The organism is Nocardia sp. NBC_00565 (assembly GCF_036345915.1).
Taxonomy (GTDB): domain Bacteria; phylum Actinomycetota; class Actinomycetes; order Mycobacteriales; family Mycobacteriaceae; genus Nocardia.
The window spans coordinates 5,503,655-5,525,970 of sequence record NZ_CP107785.1; the positions used below are offsets into that span (position 1 = coordinate 5,503,655).

A 22,316-nucleotide genomic window follows, 5' to 3' on the forward strand; every position below is an offset into this window, starting at 1 on the left:
CCCGAATTCGGTACGCACGTGCTGATCTGCACAATCGATCGGCCACCTCCGGCTGCACCACCTGAAGCACACATCGAGCAAACCGTTAACAGCCGCTCCACACCGGAATTCGGCCGCGAAACCGGTGGCAGGGTGGTCGGGCATGAAGACGATCCTGATTACGGGGGCCACCTCGGGCATCGGTCTCGCCGCTGCCCAGCAGCTCGCCGCGGGGGGTGATCGGCTGGTGCTGGTCGGCCGGAATCCGCACAAGCTCGCCGATAGCGCGGAATTGGTGCGCGCTGCGGGCGCTGGGGCCGTCGACACGCTGGAGTGCGATTTCGCGTCGCAATCATCGGTGCGTCAGCTCGCCAAGGCTGTGCAGGCCGATTACGACCGGATCGATGTGCTGGCCAATAACGCGGGCGGCTATCAGCCGACGCGCAACGAGACCGAAGACGGCATCGAGACGACCTTCGCGGTCAACCATCTCGGCGGCTATCTGCTGACCGAACTGCTCACCGATCTGCTGATCCAGAGCGCACCCGCGCGCATCCTGTTCACCTCCTCGGTGATGCACTACGGCGCGACGCTCGATCTCGCCGATCTCGGCTTCCACCAAGGCTATTCGGGAGAGAAGGCCTACAGCCGGTCCAAACTGGCCAATGTCCTCTACGCACGTGCGCTCGCGGACCGACTGGCGGGCACCGGGGTGACGGTCAACGCGTTCCATCCCGGCGCGGTCTCGACCGGCGTCTGGGATTCGCTGCCGTGGTTTGCGCAACCGCTGGTCGGCCTGTCCAAGCGCCTGTTCTTCATCTCCGCGGCCGAGGGCGCCGCCGCGCTCACCTTCCTCGCGACGGACCCGAGCGTCGCCGAGGTGACCGGAACCTACTTCCGCAAGACCCGTGCGCGAACACCGTCCCGACTGGCCCGCGACGACGCACTCGGACAACACCTGTGCGCGGTGAGCGCGGCACTGGTCGGGCTGCTCGAGTAGCGACCACGCAATTCACGACAGCGCCGTCGACACTCCTGGCAACACAGGGTATTCATGCGACACAGAAAGCAGGGGTAATGCTGCGCACCCGATTCGAGTCCATCGGCTCCTACACACCATCCACCGTCCGTTCCACCGAGGAGATCATCGCCGGTCTTGCGGTACCTAGATCCCTTGACCTGGAACGGATTACCGGCATCAAGAATCGGCGGGTCTACGACTCCAGCGACGAGGGCTACGAATCGTCCTTCGATCTGGCCCTGCGCGCCATCGAAGACTGCCTGGCGCATTCCGATTACGCCGCCGACGAACTCGACATCGTCATCTCCGCCTCCATCACCCGTACCCGCGGCAAGGAAATCTTCTGCTACGCACCATCATTCGCGATAATGCTGGGTAAGGAGATCGGCACCGCGAACGCTCGCCATTTCGATGTCTCGAATGCCTGCGCGGGCATGATGACCGGCGTGCTGGTGCTCGATCGCATGATCAAGGCCGGTGTGGTGCGCAACGGTCTGGTGGTCAGCGGCGAACAGATCACCCCGATCGCCGAGACCGCGGCCCGCGAGATCAGCAAGCCCTACGATCCGCAGTTCGCGGCGCTGACGGTCGGCGACGCGGCGGTCGCGGTGGTGCTCGACGATCGCGGCGACGATGACGACGAGATCCACTATGTCGAGCTCATGACCTCCGCCGGCGGCGCGGAACACTGCATCGGCATGCCCAGCGACCAATCCTCCGGGATCGCGCTCTACACCGATAACCGCGCGATGCAGAACGAGGATCGCTACCTGCAGGCCATCAATCGCATGGCCACCTTCCTCGAGGAAACCGGGCGCAACTGGGAGGGCGAGAAGTTCGACTACTGGATCCACCACCAATTCAGCGCACCCGCCATCGAATACATCTCCCACCTCACTGAACAGCATTTCGGCACCCCGATGCCGCAGGCCCTCAATGTCCTGCACGACTTCGGAAATACCGCGTCTACCTCGCATTTCGTGGTCCTGCACGAGCATCTGGCACAGCAGAAGATCCCCAAGGGGTCCAAGGTGCTGATGATTCCGGAGGCCTCCGGAATCGTCTCCGGACATCTCGCCGCGACCATCTCCCGTCTGGAGGCCTGAACCATGCCGACCACCATCCTCGCGGCCGCGGCCAACGCCGATCTCGATACCGGTAGCTATTTCGAACTCGCCACGCGCGCGGTGACCACCTGTCTGGAGCAGGCCGGCGTCACTGCCGACCAGGTCGGCATGCTGATCAACGCCGGGGTGTTCCGGGATCAGAACATCGCCGAACCCGCGGTATCGGCGCTCATCCAGAAGCGCGTCGGCATCGGCCTCGAGTACCGTCCCGGCCGGGTGCCCGCCTTCTCCTTCGATCTGATGAACGGCGCGACCGGACTGCTGCACGCCATCACGGCCGCCGAATGCTTCCTGGCCAGCGGCGAAGTGTCGTACGCGCTGCTCGTGGCCGGAGACACCCACCCGTCGACCGAGCGCCACGTCGACGGATTCCCCTACAGCACGAGCGCGGCCGCGATCCTGCTCGGAACCGCGGGCACCACGGGCGGATTCGGCAGTCTGCACACCGCCGACACCGCCGAGTCCGCCGACCCGACCGCCTGGGTCGCGATGGGTGAGGCGGGTGCGAACGGCCGAACGGCCATGAGCACCAGCGTCGGTGGCGGCGACCCGGTCGAACTGGCCGCGGCGGCCGTGCGCGACTGCCTCACCGCCGAGGGGCTCGATGGCGCCGATTTCACCGAGGGACGCGCCATCCTGCTCGCTCCCACCTGGATCCTCGCCTTCCGTGCCCGCCTGTCCGAGGCGCTCGGCGTCACCCCGGAGTCGATCGTCGGCGTCGATCCCTCGGTGGACAATCCGTACTCCGCGGCTCCCGTGCACGCATATCTGAACGCGCGTGACAGCGGTGTGCTGGCACTCGCCCGCACGGTGCTGTTCCTGGCCGCCGACGAGACCTCGGCCGCCTGTCTGGCCTACCACCCGCACGCGCTCGCCCTCGTCAGCGGTGAATGACACGAAAGGCATTGAAACGACTCATATTACGAAGTAATCAACGGTTGTCGTGACAGGATCGTGCAGGCGAATTAACCTGTCATCACCGGCTGGATCATCGGGCGCGTCGCCGCGTCCATCCCGCTGCGACGATGCCGCATATTCAGTGCACCCGAGCTGCTCGTTTTCGATGGCGCTCTCCCTCAGTCGGGCACACCACCTCGACGAAGGGCTCCGAGAATGTGTCAGCCTGTCCCAACGCACCGCGAGCCCGTCCTGCCGACCCAAGAGCCCGTCTTGTCGACCCAAGAGCCCGTCTTGTCGACCCAAGAGCACTGGGCCGACTTCGCGAAATCCCGGGTCGGTCAGGCCATAGCCGTGCTCGGTACCGCCAGCACACTGAGCCTGGTCGCCGAACTGCTCGAGGCCGACGAGCCCGCGGTGCGGGCCGTCATCCGACAGCTCCCCGAAACCACGGGCGCTCGCTTCGAGCATCCGGAGGTAGGTGAGCGGATCCTGCGCACCACCCCCGAGGAGATCCGGCAGAAGCTGCACGGCCGGGCCGCGGAACTGCTGTACCACCGGGGTTTTCCGGCGTGCACCGTCGCCGACCACCTGGTCGACGCCGGTGCCGCCGGCTATCCGTGGGCCGTCGAGGTGCTGCTCGGCGCGGCCGAGGACGCGACGATCAACGATCAGATCAATCTGGCGGTCGATCGGCTGGAGCTGGCCTATCGCGCCACCCGGGACGCGGGCGAACGGGCCGCCATCGCGATCCAGCTCGTCTGTCTGGAATGGCGGATCAATCCCTCGACCCGCTCACGGCAGTTCACCCGGTTGCGGGCGGCGCTGCGGGCGGGCCGGGTGCCACATAGCGAATTGCCCGCCGCCATCATGTACCTGCTGTGGCACGGACAGGTACCGCAGGCCGATCACGCACTCGCCCAACTGAATTCCGGCAACCCGGACGAGGCGACACCCGAGATCGACTTCTTGCGCGCCTGGCTGCGGTATTCCTATCCCCCACACGTGCAACGCCATCCGCGACTGTTCGCGGCCCCGGCACGGCCACCGCGGGTACGCATCGATCAGCACTCGCCGCATCGCCACGGCGCCGATCTGCTCTCCGGATTGTTCACCCATCCGCTCGACGAGATCGCCACGCTCGCACAGCGTCTGCTCACCAGCCACCGGCTGACCTCGACCACCATCGAAACCCTGGTCGCCGCGGTGCAGTGCCTCATCTACAGCAACCGTCTCGACACCGCGGCGGCCTGGTGTGAATCACTGCTCGCCGAGGCCGACGCGCGCCGGGCGCCAACCTGGCAGTCGGTCTTCGCCGGCCTGCGTGCGGAGACCATGCTGCGCAAGGGCGCCATGCGCGACGCGACCACCGACGCGGCGCTGGCGTTGAATTACGTACCCGCCGAACATCTCGGCGTCTGGGTCGGCGCGCCGATCGCCGCGATGGTGCGCGCGCTCACCGTGACCGGTCGCCATGCCGAAGCGGCGGCGCAACTCAAAAGGCCGGTGCCCCGAACGATTTTCGAATCGCGCTTCGGGCTGCCGTATCTGCACGCACAGGGCCATCACCAGCTCGCCGTCGGCCACGCCGACGAGGCGCTGCGCACATTCCGCCGCTGCGGCTATCTCATGCGTCGGTGGAATATGGACTTCCCCTGGTTGGTGCCGTGGCGCAATGACATCGCCGCCGCCCATCTCGCACTCGGCGAGCACCGGCAGGCGCGCGAATTCGCGACCAGACATCTGGATCTGCTCGGCGCACCCGACCGGCATCGCTCCGGCGGCGTCTCGTTGCGATTGCTCGCCGCGACCAGCGACCGCTACCAAGGATTCCGATTGCTGCGCGAATCCGCCGCCATCGCCCGCACCGGCGGCGACGACGCCGAATTGGCGACAGTCCTCGGCGAACTCGGTAAGGCGCACCGAGCGGTCGGCGATCTGGACCGCTCCCGAGCGCTGATCCGCGACGCGATCCGCCTCGCCGAATCCTGCGGTGCGCAGGTGCTCCTGAGCGAACTGCTCGACGGCAAACCCCAGTCGGCCACGCAGCCGACCCAACCCATGCCCGCGCTGCGCCCGATCCCGGGCGGCCTCGCGACACTGAGCCCGGCCGAACGCCGCGTCGCCGAGTTGGCGGCCCGCGGCAAGGCCAACCGCGAGATCGCCGACAAACTCGCCATCACCACCAGCACCGTCGAACAACATCTCACCCGCGTCTACCGCAAGCTCGGCGTTGCCCGCCGCAGCGAGCTGTACTTCGTCCTGCCGACCAGCCGCACCGGAGCACCTGACACCGCGGTATCCGCCACTGGGTAATCGAATCGAATTCTCTGAGCGGACAGGCATCGCTCGACGCCGACGTCACTCCGGAGATGACCGCCCACTTCGAACACAAGTGGACACCACCCAGGCCGACCGCGCCTGGCAAGCCGAGGCCGCCACCAACCTCGACGAGCACGCGAACCTGATCGCCGATTACCCGGCGGGGTCGAACCGACGGCCGGTCAGCGCTGTGACGAGTGGGCCGCGCCGCAGGGGCCCGGCCAGATCGTAGAACTCCGCACTGGCGGATCCGGTGAACTCGTCACCATCGACGGTGAGCTCGAATCGCACGATCCCCTTCTCCACCTGCCGCGAATCATCGCGGGCGACAGTGAATTCCAGGAATGCGCCCGACACCTTCGCCCCGTCGGCACGCCAGGTGCCCATGCCATTGCTGTCGCTGGTGACCCGGTTGCCGTGGTCCGGATTCGACTGCAGCATCGTCCCGTCCGTGTGGAACGTCATGACGTGGTAGCCGAACGGCGCATCCGCGGCCAGCACCTCCCAGACACCGACGATGGTCACGGCAGCTCACACAGTCTCGCCAGCACCGCGATGCCGCGATCGATCTCGCCAAGCGGCGCGCCCGCGAAGCTGAGCCGCATCGCGTTGCGCGGCGCGGCATCGGTGAAGAACGCCGAACCCGGTAGAAACGCGACACCCGACTCCAGCGCCGGACCCAGCAGCGCATCGGCGTCGAATCCGGCTGGGCCATCGACCCAGAGGAACATTCCGCCGTCGGGCACTGTCCAAGTGAATTCGGCCGGAAAGTGTTTCGCCAGCGCGGTGACCACCGTATCGAGCTTGGCCGCATAGGCTGCGACGACGCGTTCCAGATGCGCGGAACCGACTGGGCTGGCGAGGAATTCGGCGGCAATCGCCTGGTTGAAGGCCGAGGTCTGCATATCGATGCCCTGCTTGAGCGCGAATACCGGCTCGCGCAGGTTGTCGGTGAGCACCGCGATGCCGATGCGCAGCGCCGGGGCGAGCGTTTTCGACAGCGACGTGATGTAGACGGTGTGCTCGGGCGCGAAGGACCAGAACGCGGGCAGCGACTCACCCCAGTACCGCAGGTCGACATAGACGTCGTCCTCCACAACGAGCGCCCCGCGCCGGGTGATCACCTCGGCGATCTGCTCGCGCCGTCGCGTTGGCATGGTGCGCCCGGTCGGATTCTGAAAGGTCGGCAACAGGTAGACAAAGGCCGGATCATGCTGCGCCAGTGCGACATCGAGCGCATCGGGCATGATGCCGCGGTCATCAGATTCGACCGCGACGACCGTCGCGCCGTGGCTGCGGAACACCTTCACGGCCGGGCCGTAGGTCGGGGTTTCCACCAGCACCACACTGCCCGGCGCGAGCAGCGCCATACACACGTTGTGCAGTGCGCCGGAACCGCCGGTGGCGATGTGCAGTTGCTCCGGCCGACATCCGATACCACGGTTGGACAACAGGATTCCCGCCTGGTCCAGTAGCGGCGGGAAGCCCTGGGTCAGTCCGTATTGCAGTGCCGCGCTCCCGTATTTCGCGATGGCGTCAGCCGCCAGCGAAGCGATCAAATCACCAGGCAACAGCGCCGGATCCGGCGCGCCGACCGCGAACGAAATCACATCCGGACGGCGCACCAGGGTCGCGAAGGCATCATCTATCGGCCCGCTGCGCACCTCCGCGACCCGGCCGAGTGCGCTGCTCATGCTCTTACCGAGGCGTTGTCGCGCCACAGCCGAGCCGCGACTTCCGCTGCCGGCGCGTCGTATTCGGGCGTCAGCACCAGATCGGCACTGAACTGCGGATCGGTGCGGATATCCAATGCCACCAAGCTCTCGGTCGCGCTGTGGTTCACCGCCACATGCACCACACCCTCGGGGATGTACAGGAATTCACCCGGCCCGTGCTCGTAAGGCACCAGATCCGGCCCGATCAGCGTCACCGCGCGCCCGCTCAGGCACACCACGACGGTCTCACTGTGCGCGTGATAGTGCGCCAGCGCCACCTTGCCGGGCACCATGTTCACCATGGCCGCCGAGATCCCTTCGGACCCACAGGTTTCCCGCGTCACGCACGGAATCAGGTGCTGCTGCTGCGGACCGACTACCTCCGCCATCTCGGCCGCGGCCACCACTCGCGCGGACTTGGTCACTTCTGCCATCGAAAATCCCATCTAACTTGTGAATTACCCTGCCGGGACCAGTGCGTACCGGTCACGCCGCGATTCGGCCCTGGCGACGACGATCGGCGCGAGCAGACCGGCGGCCAGCAGGATCAGCCCGGCCACCGACCAGCCGAGGACGCCGATCCCGATGCACAACCAGGTCAGCAACGCCGGCCCGAGCGCATCGGCCAACCGGAGTCCGGTGCCGAAGACGCCGAGGTACTGACCGATGGCCTCCGGTGGCGCCAGCGCGTTCGACACCTCGAAACCGCCTGCGGTCTGCCACAATTCGCCAATACTGAGGATCGTGGCGCCGGTCGCCAGAATGAGTACGGCGATCCAGCCGCGCTGGCCGTGGGCCGCCGCGAGCACCAGGCAGGCCAGCAGGAATGCCCATCCGGCCTTGCGTAGCGCGACACCGCCCGATCGGGCGTTATCGATCCGGCGGCTCGCGCGGACCTGGAAGAACACCACGATGAAAATGTTCAGCATGTCTATCGCGGCGATAGACCATCGCGGTGCGGTCGTCGCCTCGATGATCCACAGCGGAATCGCGACGGACTGAATGCGATATTGCAATGACAGCACCCCGTCCAACAGGGTGAGTGCCAGGTAGGGCCGATCACGCAGTACCGCCCAGCGCTCTGCGCCCGATTCGGCCTCCACCGCCACCGGCCCGAGCGCGGGCAGCCGTCCCACGAGCAGGGCGGACCCGCAGACACAGCCCGCGCCGATGACGATGGCCACATGGTAGAAATCCGCCGAATCCCACTGCACGGCAACAGCGGAAAGACCGATGCCGATGGCTATGCCCACATTCAGCACCGAGCGGATGTAGGCCCGGAATTCATTGGCCCGTTCGGTGACGACGCGAGTGACGATCGTCGAGATCATCAGCTGAACGCAGGTCTGCGCGGCCGCGGTGGCCGGGATGACGACGAGATAGAGCGCGAAGTCACCGACCGTGAGGAAGCCGAGAGTTCCGCAGCCCGCCAGAATCAGGCTGACCCGCAGCACACCGAGTGGGCCGCGGCGATCCGACAGCTTGCCGACCAGCACCGACACGATGATGCACACGGCCCCCGCGATACTGAGGCCGACGCCGACCTGCATCGGCGAGATGTGCACGATCCTGGTGAAGTAGAGAACGACAGTGGACAAATAGATCCCGCTGAAGACGGCGGACGCCGCCGTGATCAGCGTCAGCACACGCTGCGGGCCGACCGGCGGCAATACAGCGGACGAGCGCGACACGATTCGTTCCCCGCAAGTCAGACGACGGCCGCGTCGTATGCGACGCAGTCCATTCGGAAGCCCGCGGCGGTATATCGCATCGCATTCACGACTTCCGCCGTGGAGCTGCCCCGGAAACGGAAGGCGGCTCCGACATCGGCATAGCCGAACGTCTCGGTGATGGCTGTACCCGGCTGCGGCACCGAGGAGTGGTACGGCGCATGGGTCGGCGGGACCTCGAGTCGGACGTCGACCACGGTGCAGGGTGGAGTCACCGGCGGATGGATGAGCAATTCGCCGACAACCGAGTCGTCGATGAGCGGATCGGCGGCCGGAATCCGGCCCAGCTGGATGTCCACCGCCGCGCCGAGCAGATCGTAGCAATGCACCTCCCGCCACATATGGGTGGTTTCCCCGCCCGAAGCCCGCGCCGCCACTTCGAGGAACTGAATGCGCGGCGTACCACCGGTGCGGCCGAGGAAGAATTCGAGATGGAAAACCGTCGGCGTGCCCTTGCTGAGGGCGGTGAGCACGGCCTCGGTGAAGGTCGTCAGCGCTGCGATCACTGCGGGGTCATCGATCTCGACATAGCCGAGACTTGTTCCGCCACTGGCGAACTCGAGACAGGTACCGAGATATTGCGAGGCCCGCCATGGGCCGAGTTCGGTACCGGTCCAGACGCCATCGACGGCACCTACTTCGTCCGGGCAAAACCGCTGCACCAGAAACGGTTCGGAACTCAGATCGGGTAGCGCCGCGCAATCATCGATGGAATTCAGTCGGATGATGTCTTTGCTGCCGGCGCCCAGACACGGTTTGACGATGAGCGGGAAGCCGTGCGCGGACGCGAAGTCGGTGATGGCGGTGAGCTCGGTGGCCTGAGCGAACGGCGGTGTCGCCACGCCCGCCCCGGCGACGGTGGCACCCATCACCAGCTTGTCGCGAAACGGGAGAACGTAATCGGGGCGGTCACCGGCGATACCGAATTCCACCCGCAATTGGGCCGCGATCAGCAAATCGAATTCATGCAGCGCGACAATACGGTCCGGCGTGCCGAATCGAGCCGCCAGTGCACGCACGGCATCGGGCGCGCGAGTCATATCATCGAGCCGCTCGACGGCGGCCGCCGCATGCACCGGAATTCCGTCGATGAGATCCTTCGCGCAAACATAGGTTACGACGTAGGCATTGTGGTCGATGCGGTCGAGATAGGGGACTTCGACGCCGCGCACTCTATGAATGACGGTCACGTGTGGGGGCACAGGTTCCTCCGCTGACACTGTCACACCGAGCCCGAGGACCCGGTTGTCGGCTGTGGATCATTAGGTCCGACAACGGAATTGTGCGCGCCGCACACCGGCAACGCTTGTTCGGCGAACAGCTGTTTATAGTCCCTTAAGACAAGGTATGGCCCGGATAGCGCCCGGCCCGGCCGCGCTCGGCCTGCGCCGAGGTCGGCGCGGTTACCAATCGTTCAGCGAACCGCGAGCTACATTCGTCTGGCTCATCCGATTTCTGGACAGTTCCACTGGACGATGGAAGCGAGTGAGGTCGCCGTGGCTACGTACGAAGGATCGCCGACCATTAGCGAAGCTTTGGTCGAATTGGACGTCTTTCCGCCCGCGCAACAGCGCCGCTGGACCGTGCTGCTGCGGCTGCTGTTGGCCATACCCCAACTGATCGTGCTGTGGGCGCTGAGCATCGCCGCCTTCGTGGTGGTGGTTTGCGGCTGGTTCGGCGCACTTGTGCTCGGTCGGCTGCCGGACTGGTGTGGTGAATTCCTGCGTGGCTACTTCGGCTACACCGTTCGGGTGTACGGCTACACGATGCTGCTGGTCGACGACTATCCGCCGTTCGCGTGGACCGCGCCGGACTATCCCGTCCGACTGCTCTTCCCTGCGCCGACGCCGTTGAACCGACTGGCGGTGCTGTTCCGGCTCATCCTGGCCATCCCGATCCTGGTGCTGTCGAGTTGGTTCAGCACGGGCTGGGCGATCGTCTCGTTCATCCTGTGGCTGATCGTCCTGATCACCGGCCGGATGCCGGGGGCGGTCTTCGAGGCCAGCTCGGCGGTGCTGCGCATCGAAATGCGCGTGTCGACCTATCTGTACCTGCTGACTCCGGCCTACCTGAAGGGCGTCTTCGGCGATAAGCCCGCGGTCATGGCACCGGTGCCCGGTGGGCAGCTGACCGCCCCGCCGCCACAGTCCCCGACCCGCCCGCTGCTGGTCTCCAGCGGTGGCCGCACCCTGCTGATCGTCATGCTGGTCCTCGGCATCCTGGGCAGCGCGCTGCAAACGACGACGAGCGGGGGCGACAATGACGACGATGACAACGCCCTCGCCAGCTCACATCTCGCCGAGCAGGTCGCCGTCGACTTCACCGATCAGACCGGGCACACGCCCGACAATGTCTACTGCCCCACCAGTCTCGACGCCGATATCGGCGCGACCGAGATCTGCACGATCGCCGACCGCGGTGCCGAGTTCCGGGCCAAGGTCACCGTCGACACGATCACCGACGGCGCCGCGCACTTGCGCACCGTCATCGAACAACAGCACTGAAACGCTAAGTCGCCCTGCGTGCCCGGGCCCGGCGCTTGCCCTCGTGCATCGCCTGGACCCGGGCCACCGGGATGGTGTGGCCCTCTTCGATGAGATCAGCGGGTAGGGCCTGCGGCGCGGGCATCTCCTGCGCCCACGGATCGCGATCGCCCAGGAGCTTCGGTGCGGTACGCACGGTGAAATCGGTCGGGCTGATATCGGGGAGTTGGGACCATTCGATGGGGAACGACACCGGCACGCCGGGACGCACGCGCGGACTGTAGGCGGCGACCACGGTCGCGCCACCGGCACGCGTCGAGTCCAAGAAGACCTTGCCCGCGCGGTCCTCGCGGATGAAGGCGGTGGTGGCCAGCTCCGGGTCGATGCGTTCGGCCCTGGCGGCAATCGCCCTGGTAGCCGCGGCGACGTCCTCGATCGGGAGGCGCGGCTCGATCGGCACGAAGACATGCACGCCCTTCGCGCCGCTCGTTTTGACCGCGCCCGCGAGTCCGTCGTTCGCCAGTGCCTGCCGGATCAGTTCGGCGGCGCGCACGACCTGCCGGAACGGGCCGCCCTCCGGCGGATCGAGATCGAGGATGAGATGGGTCGGGCCCTCGGCGTGATCGGCGCGCAACAGCGTCGGGTGATATTCGACCGCGCGCTGGTTGCCGAACCACAGCAAGGTGCGCACGTCATCGCACAGTGCGTATGTCACTTCACGCTTGGAAGACTCGGCCCACACCGTCACCCGGTGCACCCAGTCCGGGGTGTATTTCGGCAGGTTCTTCTGCATGAACGGTTCCTGCCCCGGCCGGATGCGCACCACCGACAGCGGGCGGTCCCGCAGTTGCGACACCAGCCGAGCACCGGCGAATTCGAGATAGTCCAGCAGATCGCGCTTGGTGGCCTGCGCACCGTCGAACAGGGGTGCGTCGAGGTTGGTCAGTTCGACGCCCGAACGGACCTCGTCGCCGGGCTTCACCGAATCCATCGGCCAACCATGCCCCGCGTATGGGGCATGGTCAACCATCGGCGGCTAGCGCGGGGTGACCGTGATATCGGCACCGGATTGCCCACAGCGGGCAATGTGCACGAGATCGCCCAGGGCATTGCCCCCGAATCGCGCATCGTCTACGTGGACAACGACCCGATCGTGCTGGCACATGCCCGCACCCTGCTGAACAGTTCCACCGAGGGCGCCACCGCCTATCTCGACGCCGATGTGCGAGCGCCCGAACGCATTCTCACGCACCCGGATCTGCTCGCCACCCTCGACCTGTCGCAGCCGGTGGCGCTGATGCTGGTCGCCATCATGCATTTCATCACTGACGACGATCAGGCCTACGACCTGGTGCACCAGCTGCGTGCTGCCCTCGCGCCCGGCAGCTACCTGGTGATGTCGCACGCCACCGGCGACTACCTGACCGCCGAAGACCTCGACGAGACCATCGCGGCCAACCGGCGCAGCGGCGTTCCGTTCCGGCTCCGCTCTACTGCCGAATTCTCCCGCTTCTTCACCGGATTCGACCTCGTCGCGCCGGGGCTCACCTCGGTGATCACATGGCGTCCCGAACAGTGGCGGCCGCATCCACGCCCCGAGGCGGTCTCCATGCTCGGCGGTGTCGGCCGGCTGGCTACCTGAACCTGCGTCCGAAGACGGCGAAGGCGAGTGCGCAGGCTGCCGTGGAGGTCAGCATCGCCCAGCCGATGCCGGGACCGACGAGCGCGCCCATGACCGCGACGCCCAGCGTCGCGCCGACTTGGCGGACGGCATTGAGCAAGCCGCCGACCGCACCCGCCGTACCTGCCGGGGCCGCGTTGACGATGGCGGTGACCACCGCCGGAAGGGCAAAGGCGACACCGAATCCCGACAGCAGCAGACCCAGCGCCAGGACCGGATAGTCCAGGGTGGCGAAGATAGCGCACGCGAGCACCGTGCCGCCCGCCGTGAGCAGGGCGAGTCCGGCCAGAATCGGGCGACGCGCACCGACCCGGGACACAATCTTGCCGGCGATGGGCGGGATGACGGCGAACGGCACGGTGAGCGGCAGGAACGCGAGCCCGGTCTGCAGCGGGCTCAGGTCGCGCTGCTGTTGGAGCAGCAGCGGCAGGACGAACAGTGCGCCGGTGAGCGCGAAGTTCACCGCCGCACCCACCAGCAGTCCGGCCCGCACTCGGCCCTCACGCAGCAGTTCCCGGTTCAATACCGGTGCGGCACTGCGCCGTTCGAGCAATACGAAGACGATCGTCGCGAGTACCGCGCCACCGAGCGACCAGGCGGTGTGCCGCCACGACTGCGCGCCCGCCGCGATCAGCGCATCGGTGCACAGTGCCAGCGCGACGGCCGCGCTCAGCTGGGCGAACCAGTCGATGTGGCGATCGCCCCGGGCGCAGATCACCGCTGATCCGGTGCTCAGCGCCAGCACGACGACCGCGATGGGCACATTGACGAGGAAGACCGCCCGCCAGCCGGCCAGACCGACCAGCGCACCGCCGACGATCGGCCCCGCCGCGACCGCGGCACCGCTGATCGCCGCCCAGGTCGAGATCGCCCGTGCCCGCAACGCCGGATCCGGGTAGAGCCGGGTGATCATTGCCATCGAGGCGGGCACGCACGCCGCCGCGGCGGCACCCGACAACACCCGCAACCCCACCAACACCCACAGGCTCGGCGCGAACGCGCTCAGCAGCGAAACCAGCCCGAAAGCCGCTGTGCCGAAACGGAATACCCGATGCGCACCGTAGCGGTCGGCGACCGCGCCCGCCGAGAGCAGCAGCGCGGCGAAGGCGACGGTATAGCCGGTAGTCGCCCATTGCAGGCCCGCGATCGAGGTACGCAGCGACGCCGCCAGATCCGGTTCGGCGACCGACAGCACCGTCATATCCAGCAACACCATGAAGTACCCGAGGGATATCCCGAGCAGGGCGCGGGTCCGCCCGGCCGACGTGTCCACCCGAGATTGCAGAATGCTCATGGCGATCGACTCTGGCCGGGCGGGCGCGGCAGCTCCACCGGCTGCGGCGCACGCGACATTCGGAATATCCGAATGCTCCCGTGCGGTTGGCCAGTCCATGGAGTTACGTCAGCTGCGGACCTTCGAGGCCGTGGTGCGCCACCGCACGGTCACCGAGGCCGCCGTAGTGCTCGACCTCGCGCCGTCGTCGGTATCGCAGCAGATCCGCACGCTGGAGAACGCACTCGGCGTCGCGCTCTTCGTGCGCGATCCCAAGGGCATGCGCCTCACGTCCGCTGGTGAACGCCTCACCGGATGGGCGCGGCGGCTGCTCGAACAGGCCGAGCAGGCCGAGCGCGAGGTGCGCGAGCAACGGCCGGTCCTGCGACTCGGCGCGCTGGAAACCCTCGCCGGCGCCTACGTGCCGCGAGTACTCGCGCGGCTGGCCGAGCGGCGACCCGATATCGAGGTCGAGGTGCGCTCCGATCGGGCGCGCGACGGACTGCTCGCCGATGTGGTCGGCGGCGTACTCGATGCGGCGCTGCTGCTGGATTCCGGTGGCGCCGTCGGCGATCTGGGCTTTCCGGCCCCGGCCGAACCGCTGGCCTTCCTCGACCTGGACCCGGTACCGCTGGCCCTGGTCGCGGCGCCGACGCATCCGCTAACCGCGAGATCCAATCTGACGCCGGCGGACCTCATCGATGAGCGGCTGCTGGTCAATGTGCCCGAATGCTCGTTCTGGATGGCCGGGGAAAGGCTGTTGGGGTCGGGTCCGCGGCGCGTCAAGGCCGGCGCGGTGCCGGTGATGCGGGCATGGGCCGAACATGGACTCGGCATATCCCTGCTCCCGGAGTTCGCCGTCGCCGATGGTCTCGCCCACGGCACGCTCGTCCGGTTGGACTTTCCGATGCCCGATCTGAGCCTGCGGCTGGTGTGGCGGGCGGAGCAGGAGTCGATGCCGGGAATGCGCGAGATCCTCTACGCGGCCGCTCTGCCCTGATTTCATCGTTCCGGGCAAATCGGCCGCAACGCCCGCCGAAGTCACTAGGCTGACCTGAAAGACCCAGGTCCCGACGGCAGATGTCGACCGAGAGGAGTCACCGATGAGCGCGAAGCAGCGTGCCAGTACCACGCCATCAACCCTGATCGGCGATCTGTCGGGCATCATCGGCAAGCATCTGATCTACGCCTACGACAACGGCTGGAAATACGAGCTGTATGTGCACGATTGGCAGACGATCGAATCGCGGTGCCTGATGGGACCGAGATTCGGGAGCTGGTCCAAGAATGTGGCGGCCAAGCTGGTCCAACTCAACGACGATCTGTACAAAATCGCCTGGGTGGATCCGACCGGCACCACCACGGTGATCATCGTGTGGCTCGGAGACCGCCGCGTGCACGCCACGATCTCCTATCCGCAATGGATGCTCGACTATCCCGAGAGCACCCTCACCCGCTATGAGGACAACCTCGACGCGATCGTCGCCGACCGCGACAAGGGACCGACGTACCCGCTCACCCTCGTCTCCGCGACCGGACGCATCACGTTTCTGGAATCCCGGGATGCCGACGACGACACGGTGATCGACTGCCCGCCGAGCAAACTGCCACTCGGGTACGCCTGGCAAACCAACTGACCGCGTCAGCCGTCGAGGTGCACCGGGAATGCGGCCAGATCGTTCTGGGTGAGCACCGGGAGGTTGCGAATTTCCTCGACCGGCACCGCGAGCCGCAGATTCGGAAAGCGCGCGAACAGCGCGGGCAGCGCGATGCCCGCCTCGACGCGGGCCACTGCCGCGCCAGGGCAGATATGCGGGCCGTTGCCGAAGGCGAGGTGGCCGCAGTGCGTCGATCTTCTGTACGAGCCTAACCGCGCGAACCGACGAAGGGAATCGGCAGAATGAATCAGAGCAGCGAGGGTATCAGTGCGGCGACCGCTTTGGGTGCGGCCAACCATTCGCGGATGTTGTTGCGCACCTTGGTTGTTCGTCGGCAGTCGCAGTATGCGGTGACGCCGTCGGCGTCGATTCCTGCGGCGCGGCACAGGGCTACGGCGCGCGGGAGATGCTGGTACTGGGTGACGATGATCGCGCGATCGATGCCGAACAGGGTCTTGGCGCGTTCACATGTCGCCCGTGTCGACAGTCCTTCGCCGTCGGAGCGCACCAGCGCCGGATCGACGCCGTGGTCGGCGAGATACTTTGTCATCGCGGCGATTTCGTCACCCGAGGTACCCGCGGCATCACCGGACACCAGGATCTCGTGCGCCTTCCCGGTCCGCAGCAATTCGATCGCGATATCGAGCCGCCCACGCAGATACGCCATCGGCGCACCGTTCGGCCCGACCTTCGCACCCGGCACGATCACCACCGGGACTGTCGGTGCGGACGCGAGCCCGAACCGATGTCCGGACGACACCATCCACAGCCGGAGATTGGATCCGGCGACGACCAGCGCCGATCCGGCCATCAGCCCGACACCCACCCTGCGCACCCAATGCCGCTTACACGACCCCTGATCGTCTACCGCGGCGAACTGCACCTGCCCGACGATACTGGCTCACGCGCTGCGCACACCGCTGTCGAGATCGCCGTCGAGCAGAGCGATGCCGAGCGTCGTCACCTGGTGCCGCATGGCATTGCGGTGCCGCCAGCTCTCGATGAGCCCGGCAGCCCGCAGAATCGACGCGTGTTCGCTGGCCGTCGCGGGTGAAACTCCCAGTCGGCGGGCGAGTTCGGTCGTCGTACAGCCTTCCGCGATCACCTGTAGAGCGGCGGCTCGGGTGCGGCCGAGCAGCGCGGTCAGCGCCTCGTTGGTCGCGCGCGGACCCCACGCCGTCGCGAAATCGGCGATATCGCGCAGCACCGGAACGACCAGTGTCATCGGCGCGTCCTTGTCCATGGTGGACTTCAGCAGCAACGGTCCCGGCCAGGCGAACAGCGACGGAATGATGACCAATCCCCGGCCGTCGAGGTGTTCGTCGTGGCAGCCGGTTTTGGTGAGGACCTCCAGCACCGGCGCGTGCCACCGCGCGAAGGGCCGCAGCCCGGCGAAGAGCTGTTCGACACCTTCGGTCGCGATGGTGCGGGCCATCCGCTCGGCGGCTACTTCGAGATAGGACTGCACATGCGCCCACCGCCCGGCGAAGGCCACCTCGTGAAAGGACTCGACGGCAACCGCGACATCGCGGCGCGCGGCACTGTCGCGGTCGGATAGATTGCGCGCCCACGCGGGCAGCGGACGCCCGCTGTCGGCTCGTTGCCGATCCGTCGCCTCCACCTCGCGCCGGAGTTCATCCCGCGAGGCCAGATGCAATGCCTCGATCCCCGCGGACATCGACCGCCCACCCCGGGTGGGCGTGATGAGATCGACGAAATGCTCGACGCCGGGAACGATATCCGCGAGCACACCGAAGTTATCCGGAATCGCGGGCCGCACCTGGCTGCGCCAACCGTCGTACACCGGCGCGTCGGTGCGCTGCAACACCCTGGTGGCCAACACCGTTTCGCCCATCGCGCCGAGCGGCGCCCCGATCCGGACGCGCATGAGATCCTCGGGCGTGAACTGGATCCGCTTCATCCGCTGCCCCGCATCGCCGTGCTCCGATACCGCATCACCGTACCCGTGATCACCGCGGACCTCGCCACATCACCGCGAGGACCGGATCGAGTTCCGCTACCCGATCAGCCGTCGACGGCAGCGATATCCATCGCGACCACATGGACCACGACCGCTTCCGCTGCCCGGCCACCACCACCCGATCGGCCACGCGCCCGAACACCGGCCCGATACCGCTGGGCCGCATCACTGCATCCTTCAACATCTCCGACTCCTGAATCGTCACTGGTCAGAAGCCTAGGAATGACCGGGCCCAACCCCCACCATGTTTCGGCCGTGGCCTAAACACCCCGGCACGACTTCGCTGACACGCCGGAGTCGCTGCGCCGCCATCGAGGTAACTAATGGTTTGCTGACGTTCGTCATCGTTTGCACGGAGATCAAATGCGAAGGGATTGGATCGTCGATGTCGCATGTCATACGCGCAGTCATCGCAGCCGTCTTCGTGTCACTCGTCTGCGTCGCTCCCGCGGCGGCCGCACCAACCGACGAAGAAGTCTCCAGCTCATCGGTCGGGCTCGCAGTGACGCTGGTCCGTGCGAGCACCAAAGCCCTCGCGTTGACCATCGTCCCGATCCACCAGTTCGCGTCCTTCGACAACATCATCTCCAACGAGAGTGGCTGGGATGTCTTCGCCACCAACCCGAGCAGCGGCGCCTACGGCCTCGGCCAGGCCCTACCACCGGAAAAGATGGCCACCCACGGCGCCGACTGGCGCTTCAACCCGATCACCCAGCTCCGCTGGACCTACGACTACATGATCGCCCGCTACGGCGGCCCCGACCAGGCCTGGGCATTCTGGCGAGCACACCACTGGTATTGACAGCGGTGCCGCCGAATCCGGACAAGACTTGACCTTCACGTATAGGTCGATCTTTAGCGTCGGCGATATGACCACGATACGAACCACTCGCTCGGTGCAGCTCGCCCATCGCCCGTCCGGCTTTCCGGGTCCGGATGCCTTTCAACTGATCGTATTGTGCTGCCCGCAAGGCGGACCCAGCGTCGTGACATTCATCCTCAACGGAACCTCGGTCCAAGCGAAGGGCCAGTTCCCGCCGGACAACTGAGACCGGGAGCCCGTCACACGCAGTACTGGCAGGTACCGCTGGCGGGTAGCTGGATGAAGCATTGGGCGCATACCGCCGCCCGCGTCGGCTGCGGCTTGGCTTCGGCCTGTGCGGTCGCGCTCGCCGATCGACGACGGCCCGCCACTTTCGGAGTGAGCGGTGGGACGCCTCGATCGGCGGGCATGGCGGCCCCGTGGTACTGGTAGCACTGCCACCGGGCGTAGGCGGCATGCAACTCGAGATCGTCCGGGATCGGTAGTCCGGCAAGTTCCAGCACGTACTTGTAGGAGTCGCCGACGGTGTGGTTCTGCCGCACGCACAGCGCGGTGAGCGGTGGCTCGCCCGCCTTGTGGCAGCGCCGGGCGACCTTGCGCAGGATGGCTGCCACCCAGGTGCTCGTCGGCGCGGCCGTGTGCACGCCCGAGGTCTCCTGCACCCGCTCCGCCAACTCATCGATCGTGATGAAATGCCCATACCCCGTGGCGATTTCGGACAGCTCCGCATGCGCGGCCACCGCCCATGCCACCGTCGCCTCACGCAACGGCACCGCGATGCCGTCACCCGCCCGCCATGCGCCCGCCGTCGTGGATACCGAATTCCCGATCACCCGCCCAAGTTATCGCGCCACCCCGCGAACCAACGAATGCCCTGGCGAGCGCGACGGTCGCCGGCAATGCACTGCGCCAGACGTGCGGGACCATTACATCTCGGAGCGGATCATCCCTTTGGTGCGCATGAGGTGTTCGCCGAGGTAGCCGTCGTGCGGCACGCCGGGTCGTAGCCAGGTGGTGGCGTTGTCGCCGAGGTAGAGGTTGGTGATCGACGGCTCGTTCAGGAGTTCGTCGATCAGGTCACGCCGGGTGGTCATCGCGGTGAGCACCAGCGAATCCCGCAGCGGCGCAACACCTTCCTCCGGTCGCCACGGTCCCACCCAGACACATGGGAACGGTAGTTCGACATTGAGCTGAGGCGCGGTGCTGCGGTCGACGAGATGGACCGCCGGGCGCAGTACCGCGCCACCGGAGGACAACTCGTCCACGATGGTGTCGCCCCCCAGGAAGGCCCGCGCATCCGCGGCGACCGTGTGCAGATAGCGGTCGACCGCTCGCGCGGATTCGATGGGTTGGACTGTGAGAATTGCCTCGGGATCACTGGGCGGGAGGCTCGGGACAGCACGTAGTTTTTCGGCGACCGCCTGGGCGACGGGCTCAGGATCGCCTTCGACGAGTATCGCGGTAGCGCAGGTACACGCGGTTCCGCCGAGGTGACTGACCGAACCCGCGAGCAGGTCGAGGTGCTCGCGCCAGTCGACATCCGTGGTCACCAGGATTTTCGAACGGCCCGGGCCCTGCGTCAGGACCCGTGGGCTGGCGGAGTATTTGTCGACGACGTCTTGGCCGCCGTAGACGATGGCGAAATCGGCCTCGGCGACCATTACGTCGGCCGCGGCGTAGTCGGTCGGCAGCAACGTCACGGTCTCGGGTGGGAACCCCGAGTCGCGCAGCGCGCTGACCAACCGGAATGCCGTGAACGGCTCCCGGGTCGAAGGGCGAACGGCCACTTTGTAACCCATCGCGAGCGCCTCGGGCCACAGCCCGTGCACCGCGGGCGTATTGCCCGCGGCGTGCACGGCGAACAGCTCACCCTTGCGGGTCCAGACGGCCGATCCGGCAAGGGTCCGCGGATCGTGCCAGTCGCGCACCGCACCGCGCGGCATCGCCAGCTCGAGCGTCGATCGCTGCGACCGGAGCACATCCGTGACCCACTCGATCGACTGCCGGACCACGCCGACCGGAACACCCGACGCGGTCGATACGAGTCGCGCGTAGCCATCCGGATCGAGACCACCGATCTCCCCGTGCAGGAACAGATCGGCGGCCTTGTCCAATGCCGCCGATCGTTCGGCACCGGGCAGCACCGGCGCATCGCGCATCGCCGCCAGCGTTCGCCGCACATACAGCGGCGGAACCTGGCTGATCTCACCGACCCGCGTACCGGCGAGCGAGACCAATGGTTTGCGCTCACGGGAGCGATACACACCCGACGGTCCGAGTGCATCGATATGGACGAACATCAGTACACGCCCTCGATCACGGAGTTGTCATCGAAAACCTTGACCGGTCCGACATCGGCCACCGCGCAGCCGAACGCACCGGGTAACGGCTCGACCTTGTTCGCCAGATCGCGTTCGAGATTGTTCGGCAGCAACGCGTATCTGGTGAGGTGGTTCATCACCACCTGTCCGCGTTCACCGAATTCCACGTCGGCACCGGAATCGGGGTGTACGACGCGGAATGCGATGTAAGGGCTGGGGGCGTCGAATACCGGCAACCCGTCGGGCCGCTCCTCCGGCCGCTCGCGCGACATCCCGAGAATGGTCGTGCTTCCGTACAGACCCTTCAACGGAATGCCGGGAAAGATCTCCCGCCGGAAGATATCTCGCGAGTCAGCGTCCATATGCGCACCACTCCAGCAGATGAACTGGACCTGCTTACGCACCGACTCGACGAGGTCACCGCGTCGGGCGAGGCGCTCGAGCAGCGGCGGTGTCGTGATCAGGATTCCGACGGACTGGGTGGTCAAGATATCGGCGGCCTGATCGATGAGATGCTCGGCATACCGATCGGCTTCCTCGGTATCGCCGCGCGCGATCAGCCGCTTGATCCACCGGGGATCGATATCGACGGTGAACTTGACACCGTTGTGCCGCCGGGCGCGGCGAGTCGCGAACTCACCGAACATATGTGGCCCGCTCGGCGCGATCGCCAACGTATTCATCGTGCCCAGGTCGGCGTAGTGGAATTCGTCCCAACCGAGCGCGAATTCCATCCACCGCTCGAACATCACGAACCGCTTGGGCGCACCCGTCGTGCCACCGCTTTCGAATATCCCGGCGATCACGCGATCCTCGCCTTCGAGCCCCCGCGGAATCAGGTCTTCGACGGCGATATCCCGAAACTCATTGATGACATTGGGAAATCGGGCCAGATCGGCGAAGGTGCGGACATCGGTGATCGGATCGAAGTCCAGGGTCCGGGCCCGGCGCAGCCAAAAGGGGCTACCGGTCTCGGCGCTGAAGTGCCACTCCATCAATGCGCGGAGATATTCGTCCGGATCGGCGATGGGGTTGGCGATATCGAGAATGGCAGAACACATGCGCCCTCCAGCAGCGTGTATCGAACGGCACCAGCTTTACCCACACGACCGATGACACACCCACATCGGCGGCGAAGCCGATCAAACGATAGGAACCACCCCATTCACCCACCATGAACCTGCCTGCGCCCCAACCGAATTCATCCCGTCATCCGCTTACTGTCCAGGGCGACGGGGCCGACATCATCGGCTGATGCAGCCATCGGTCGGATGCGCTGGAGCCGACCCCATTCAGCCGATTTCG

24 protein-coding genes are annotated in these 22,316 nt (G+C 66.5%); 10 read left to right on the forward strand and 14 right to left on the reverse strand.

What is annotated here, in order from left to right:
- The first annotated feature begins 142 nt into the window (after window positions 1-142).
- The 4 genes from OG874_RS25760 to OG874_RS25775 all read left to right on the forward strand — a co-directional run bounded on the left by OG874_RS25760 (window position 143) and on the right by OG874_RS25775 (window position 5,340).
- Entirely contained in the window at window positions 143-979 is an 837-nt protein-coding gene (locus tag OG874_RS25760) for an SDR family NAD(P)-dependent oxidoreductase (protein ID WP_330249709.1), read from the forward strand.
- Window positions 980-1,056: 77 nt separating this feature from the next.
- Window positions 1,057-2,106, forward strand: coding sequence for a 3-oxoacyl-ACP synthase III family protein (locus OG874_RS25765; protein ID WP_330249710.1), 1,050 nt, complete (start codon window positions 1,057-1,059; stop codon window positions 2,104-2,106).
- Window positions 2,107-2,109: 3 nt separating this feature from the next.
- Window positions 2,110-3,021, forward strand: coding sequence for a hypothetical protein (locus OG874_RS25770; RefSeq protein WP_330249711.1), 912 nt, complete (start codon window positions 2,110-2,112; stop codon window positions 3,019-3,021).
- 297 nt (window positions 3,022-3,318) lie between these two features.
- Window positions 3,319-5,340 (forward strand): LuxR C-terminal-related transcriptional regulator, encoded by a 2,022-nt coding sequence (locus tag OG874_RS25775; RefSeq protein ID WP_330249712.1) that lies wholly within the window; start codon window positions 3,319-3,321, stop codon window positions 5,338-5,340.
- 159 nt (window positions 5,341-5,499) lie between these two features.
- Here the strand turns inward: OG874_RS25775 and OG874_RS25780 are convergent, their stop codons facing one another.
- From OG874_RS25780 to OG874_RS25800, 5 genes are read right to left on the reverse strand one after another with little or no spacing between them, the layout of a single operon-like run.
- Complete coding sequence (locus tag OG874_RS25780; RefSeq protein WP_330249713.1) at window positions 5,500-5,871, reverse strand: hypothetical protein; 372 nt, start codon at window positions 5,869-5,871, stop codon at window positions 5,500-5,502.
- Complete coding sequence (locus tag OG874_RS25785; RefSeq protein WP_330249714.1) at window positions 5,868-7,040, reverse strand: aminotransferase-like domain-containing protein; 1,173 nt, start codon at window positions 7,038-7,040, stop codon at window positions 5,868-5,870. The genes OG874_RS25780 and OG874_RS25785 overlap by 4 nt, the downstream gene beginning before the upstream one ends.
- Window positions 7,037-7,495, reverse strand: a complete 459-nt coding sequence (locus OG874_RS25790) for a cupin domain-containing protein (protein ID WP_330249715.1) — start codon at window positions 7,493-7,495, stop codon at window positions 7,037-7,039. The genes OG874_RS25785 and OG874_RS25790 overlap by 4 nt, the downstream gene beginning before the upstream one ends.
- 24 nt (window positions 7,496-7,519) lie before the next feature.
- On the reverse strand, window positions 7,520-8,752 hold the full coding sequence (locus OG874_RS25795) for an MFS transporter (RefSeq protein WP_330249716.1): 1,233 nt from the start codon (window positions 8,750-8,752) through the stop codon (window positions 7,520-7,522).
- A 17-nt stretch (window positions 8,753-8,769) separates the two neighbouring features.
- Window positions 8,770-9,993, reverse strand: coding sequence for an ATP-grasp domain-containing protein (locus tag OG874_RS25800; RefSeq protein WP_330249717.1), 1,224 nt, complete (start codon window positions 9,991-9,993; stop codon window positions 8,770-8,772).
- A 294-nt stretch (window positions 9,994-10,287) separates the two neighbouring features.
- Between OG874_RS25800 and OG874_RS25805 the strand changes: the two genes are divergently transcribed.
- Window positions 10,288-11,295, forward strand: a complete 1,008-nt coding sequence (locus OG874_RS25805) for a DUF4389 domain-containing protein (protein ID WP_330249718.1) — start codon at window positions 10,288-10,290, stop codon at window positions 11,293-11,295.
- A 4-nt stretch (window positions 11,296-11,299) separates the two neighbouring features.
- Here OG874_RS25805 and ligD read toward each other — a convergent pair whose 3' ends face one another.
- The gene (gene ligD, locus OG874_RS25810; RefSeq protein ID WP_330249719.1) at window positions 11,300-12,265 is read right to left on the reverse strand and encodes a non-homologous end-joining DNA ligase; all 966 of its coding nucleotides are present in this window, start codon (window positions 12,263-12,265) and stop codon (window positions 11,300-11,302) included.
- 9 nt (window positions 12,266-12,274) lie between these two features.
- Between ligD and OG874_RS25815 the strand changes: the two genes are divergently transcribed.
- Window positions 12,275-12,916: an SAM-dependent methyltransferase gene (locus OG874_RS25815; protein WP_330249720.1), complete on the forward strand. Its 642-nt coding sequence runs from the start codon at window positions 12,275-12,277 to the stop codon at window positions 12,914-12,916.
- Here OG874_RS25815 and OG874_RS25820 read toward each other — a convergent pair.
- Window positions 12,909-14,249 carry an MFS transporter gene (locus tag OG874_RS25820; protein WP_330249721.1) on the reverse strand — a complete coding sequence of 447 codons (1,341 nt, stop codon included), beginning with the start codon at window positions 14,247-14,249 and terminating at the stop codon, window positions 12,909-12,911. The two genes, OG874_RS25815 and OG874_RS25820, sit on opposite strands and share 8 nt — an antisense overlap.
- Before the next feature lie 97 nt (window positions 14,250-14,346).
- On the opposite strand from OG874_RS25820, the gene OG874_RS25825 reads away from it, so the two are divergent.
- Together OG874_RS25825 and OG874_RS25830 are read left to right on the forward strand one after the other, a co-directional pair.
- On the forward strand, window positions 14,347-15,228 hold the full coding sequence (locus OG874_RS25825; protein WP_330249722.1) for a LysR family transcriptional regulator: 882 nt from the start codon (window positions 14,347-14,349) through the stop codon (window positions 15,226-15,228).
- Between the two features lie 103 nt (window positions 15,229-15,331).
- Window positions 15,332-15,865, forward strand: coding sequence for a phenolic acid decarboxylase (locus OG874_RS25830; RefSeq protein ID WP_330249723.1), 534 nt, complete (start codon window positions 15,332-15,334; stop codon window positions 15,863-15,865).
- A 5-nt stretch (window positions 15,866-15,870) separates the two neighbouring features.
- On the opposite strand, the gene OG874_RS44855 is transcribed toward OG874_RS25830, so the two are convergent.
- The 4 genes from OG874_RS44855 to OG874_RS25850 are packed head-to-tail and all read right to left on the reverse strand — an operon-like array spanning window position 15,871 to window position 18,051.
- Window positions 15,871-16,185 carry a cytochrome P450 gene (locus OG874_RS44855; RefSeq protein WP_442943103.1) on the reverse strand — a complete coding sequence of 105 codons (315 nt, stop codon included), beginning with the start codon at window positions 16,183-16,185 and terminating at the stop codon, window positions 15,871-15,873.
- Entirely contained in the window at window positions 16,134-16,769 is a 636-nt protein-coding gene (locus OG874_RS25840; RefSeq protein WP_330249724.1) for a SanA/YdcF family protein, read from the reverse strand. Before OG874_RS25840 ends, OG874_RS44855 begins: the two co-directional genes overlap by 52 nt.
- Before the next feature lie 18 nt (window positions 16,770-16,787).
- Window positions 16,788-17,807: an ArsR/SmtB family transcription factor gene (locus OG874_RS25845; protein WP_330249725.1), complete on the reverse strand. Its 1,020-nt coding sequence runs from the start codon at window positions 17,805-17,807 to the stop codon at window positions 16,788-16,790.
- Window positions 17,808-17,856: 49 nt separating this feature from the next.
- Entirely contained in the window at window positions 17,857-18,051 is a 195-nt protein-coding gene (locus OG874_RS25850; RefSeq protein WP_330249726.1) for a hypothetical protein, read from the reverse strand.
- 201 nt (window positions 18,052-18,252) lie between these two features.
- Here OG874_RS25850 and OG874_RS25855 point away from each other — a divergent pair, with 201 nt between their 5' ends.
- Both OG874_RS25855 and OG874_RS25860 read left to right on the forward strand, forming a co-directional pair.
- Window positions 18,253-18,669, forward strand: a complete 417-nt coding sequence (locus tag OG874_RS25855; RefSeq protein ID WP_330249727.1) for a lytic transglycosylase domain-containing protein — start codon at window positions 18,253-18,255, stop codon at window positions 18,667-18,669.
- A gap of 67 nt (window positions 18,670-18,736) precedes the next feature.
- Window positions 18,737-18,916 (forward strand): hypothetical protein, encoded by a 180-nt coding sequence (locus tag OG874_RS25860; RefSeq protein WP_330249728.1) that lies wholly within the window; start codon window positions 18,737-18,739, stop codon window positions 18,914-18,916.
- A gap of 13 nt (window positions 18,917-18,929) precedes the next feature.
- Here the strand turns inward: OG874_RS25860 and OG874_RS25865 are convergent, their stop codons facing one another.
- The 3 genes from OG874_RS25865 to OG874_RS25875 form a co-directional block, all read right to left on the reverse strand.
- Complete coding sequence (locus OG874_RS25865; RefSeq protein ID WP_330249729.1) at window positions 18,930-19,523, reverse strand: hypothetical protein; 594 nt, start codon at window positions 19,521-19,523, stop codon at window positions 18,930-18,932.
- Between the two features lie 93 nt (window positions 19,524-19,616).
- Window positions 19,617-20,990 carry an aldehyde dehydrogenase family protein gene (locus OG874_RS25870; RefSeq protein WP_330249730.1) on the reverse strand — a complete coding sequence of 458 codons (1,374 nt, stop codon included), beginning with the start codon at window positions 20,988-20,990 and terminating at the stop codon, window positions 19,617-19,619.
- On the reverse strand, window positions 20,990-22,072 hold the full coding sequence (locus OG874_RS25875) for a phenazine antibiotic biosynthesis protein (protein ID WP_330249731.1): 1,083 nt from the start codon (window positions 22,070-22,072) through the stop codon (window positions 20,990-20,992). The genes OG874_RS25870 and OG874_RS25875 overlap by 1 nt, the downstream gene beginning before the upstream one ends.
- Window positions 22,073-22,316 lie beyond the last annotated feature (244 nt).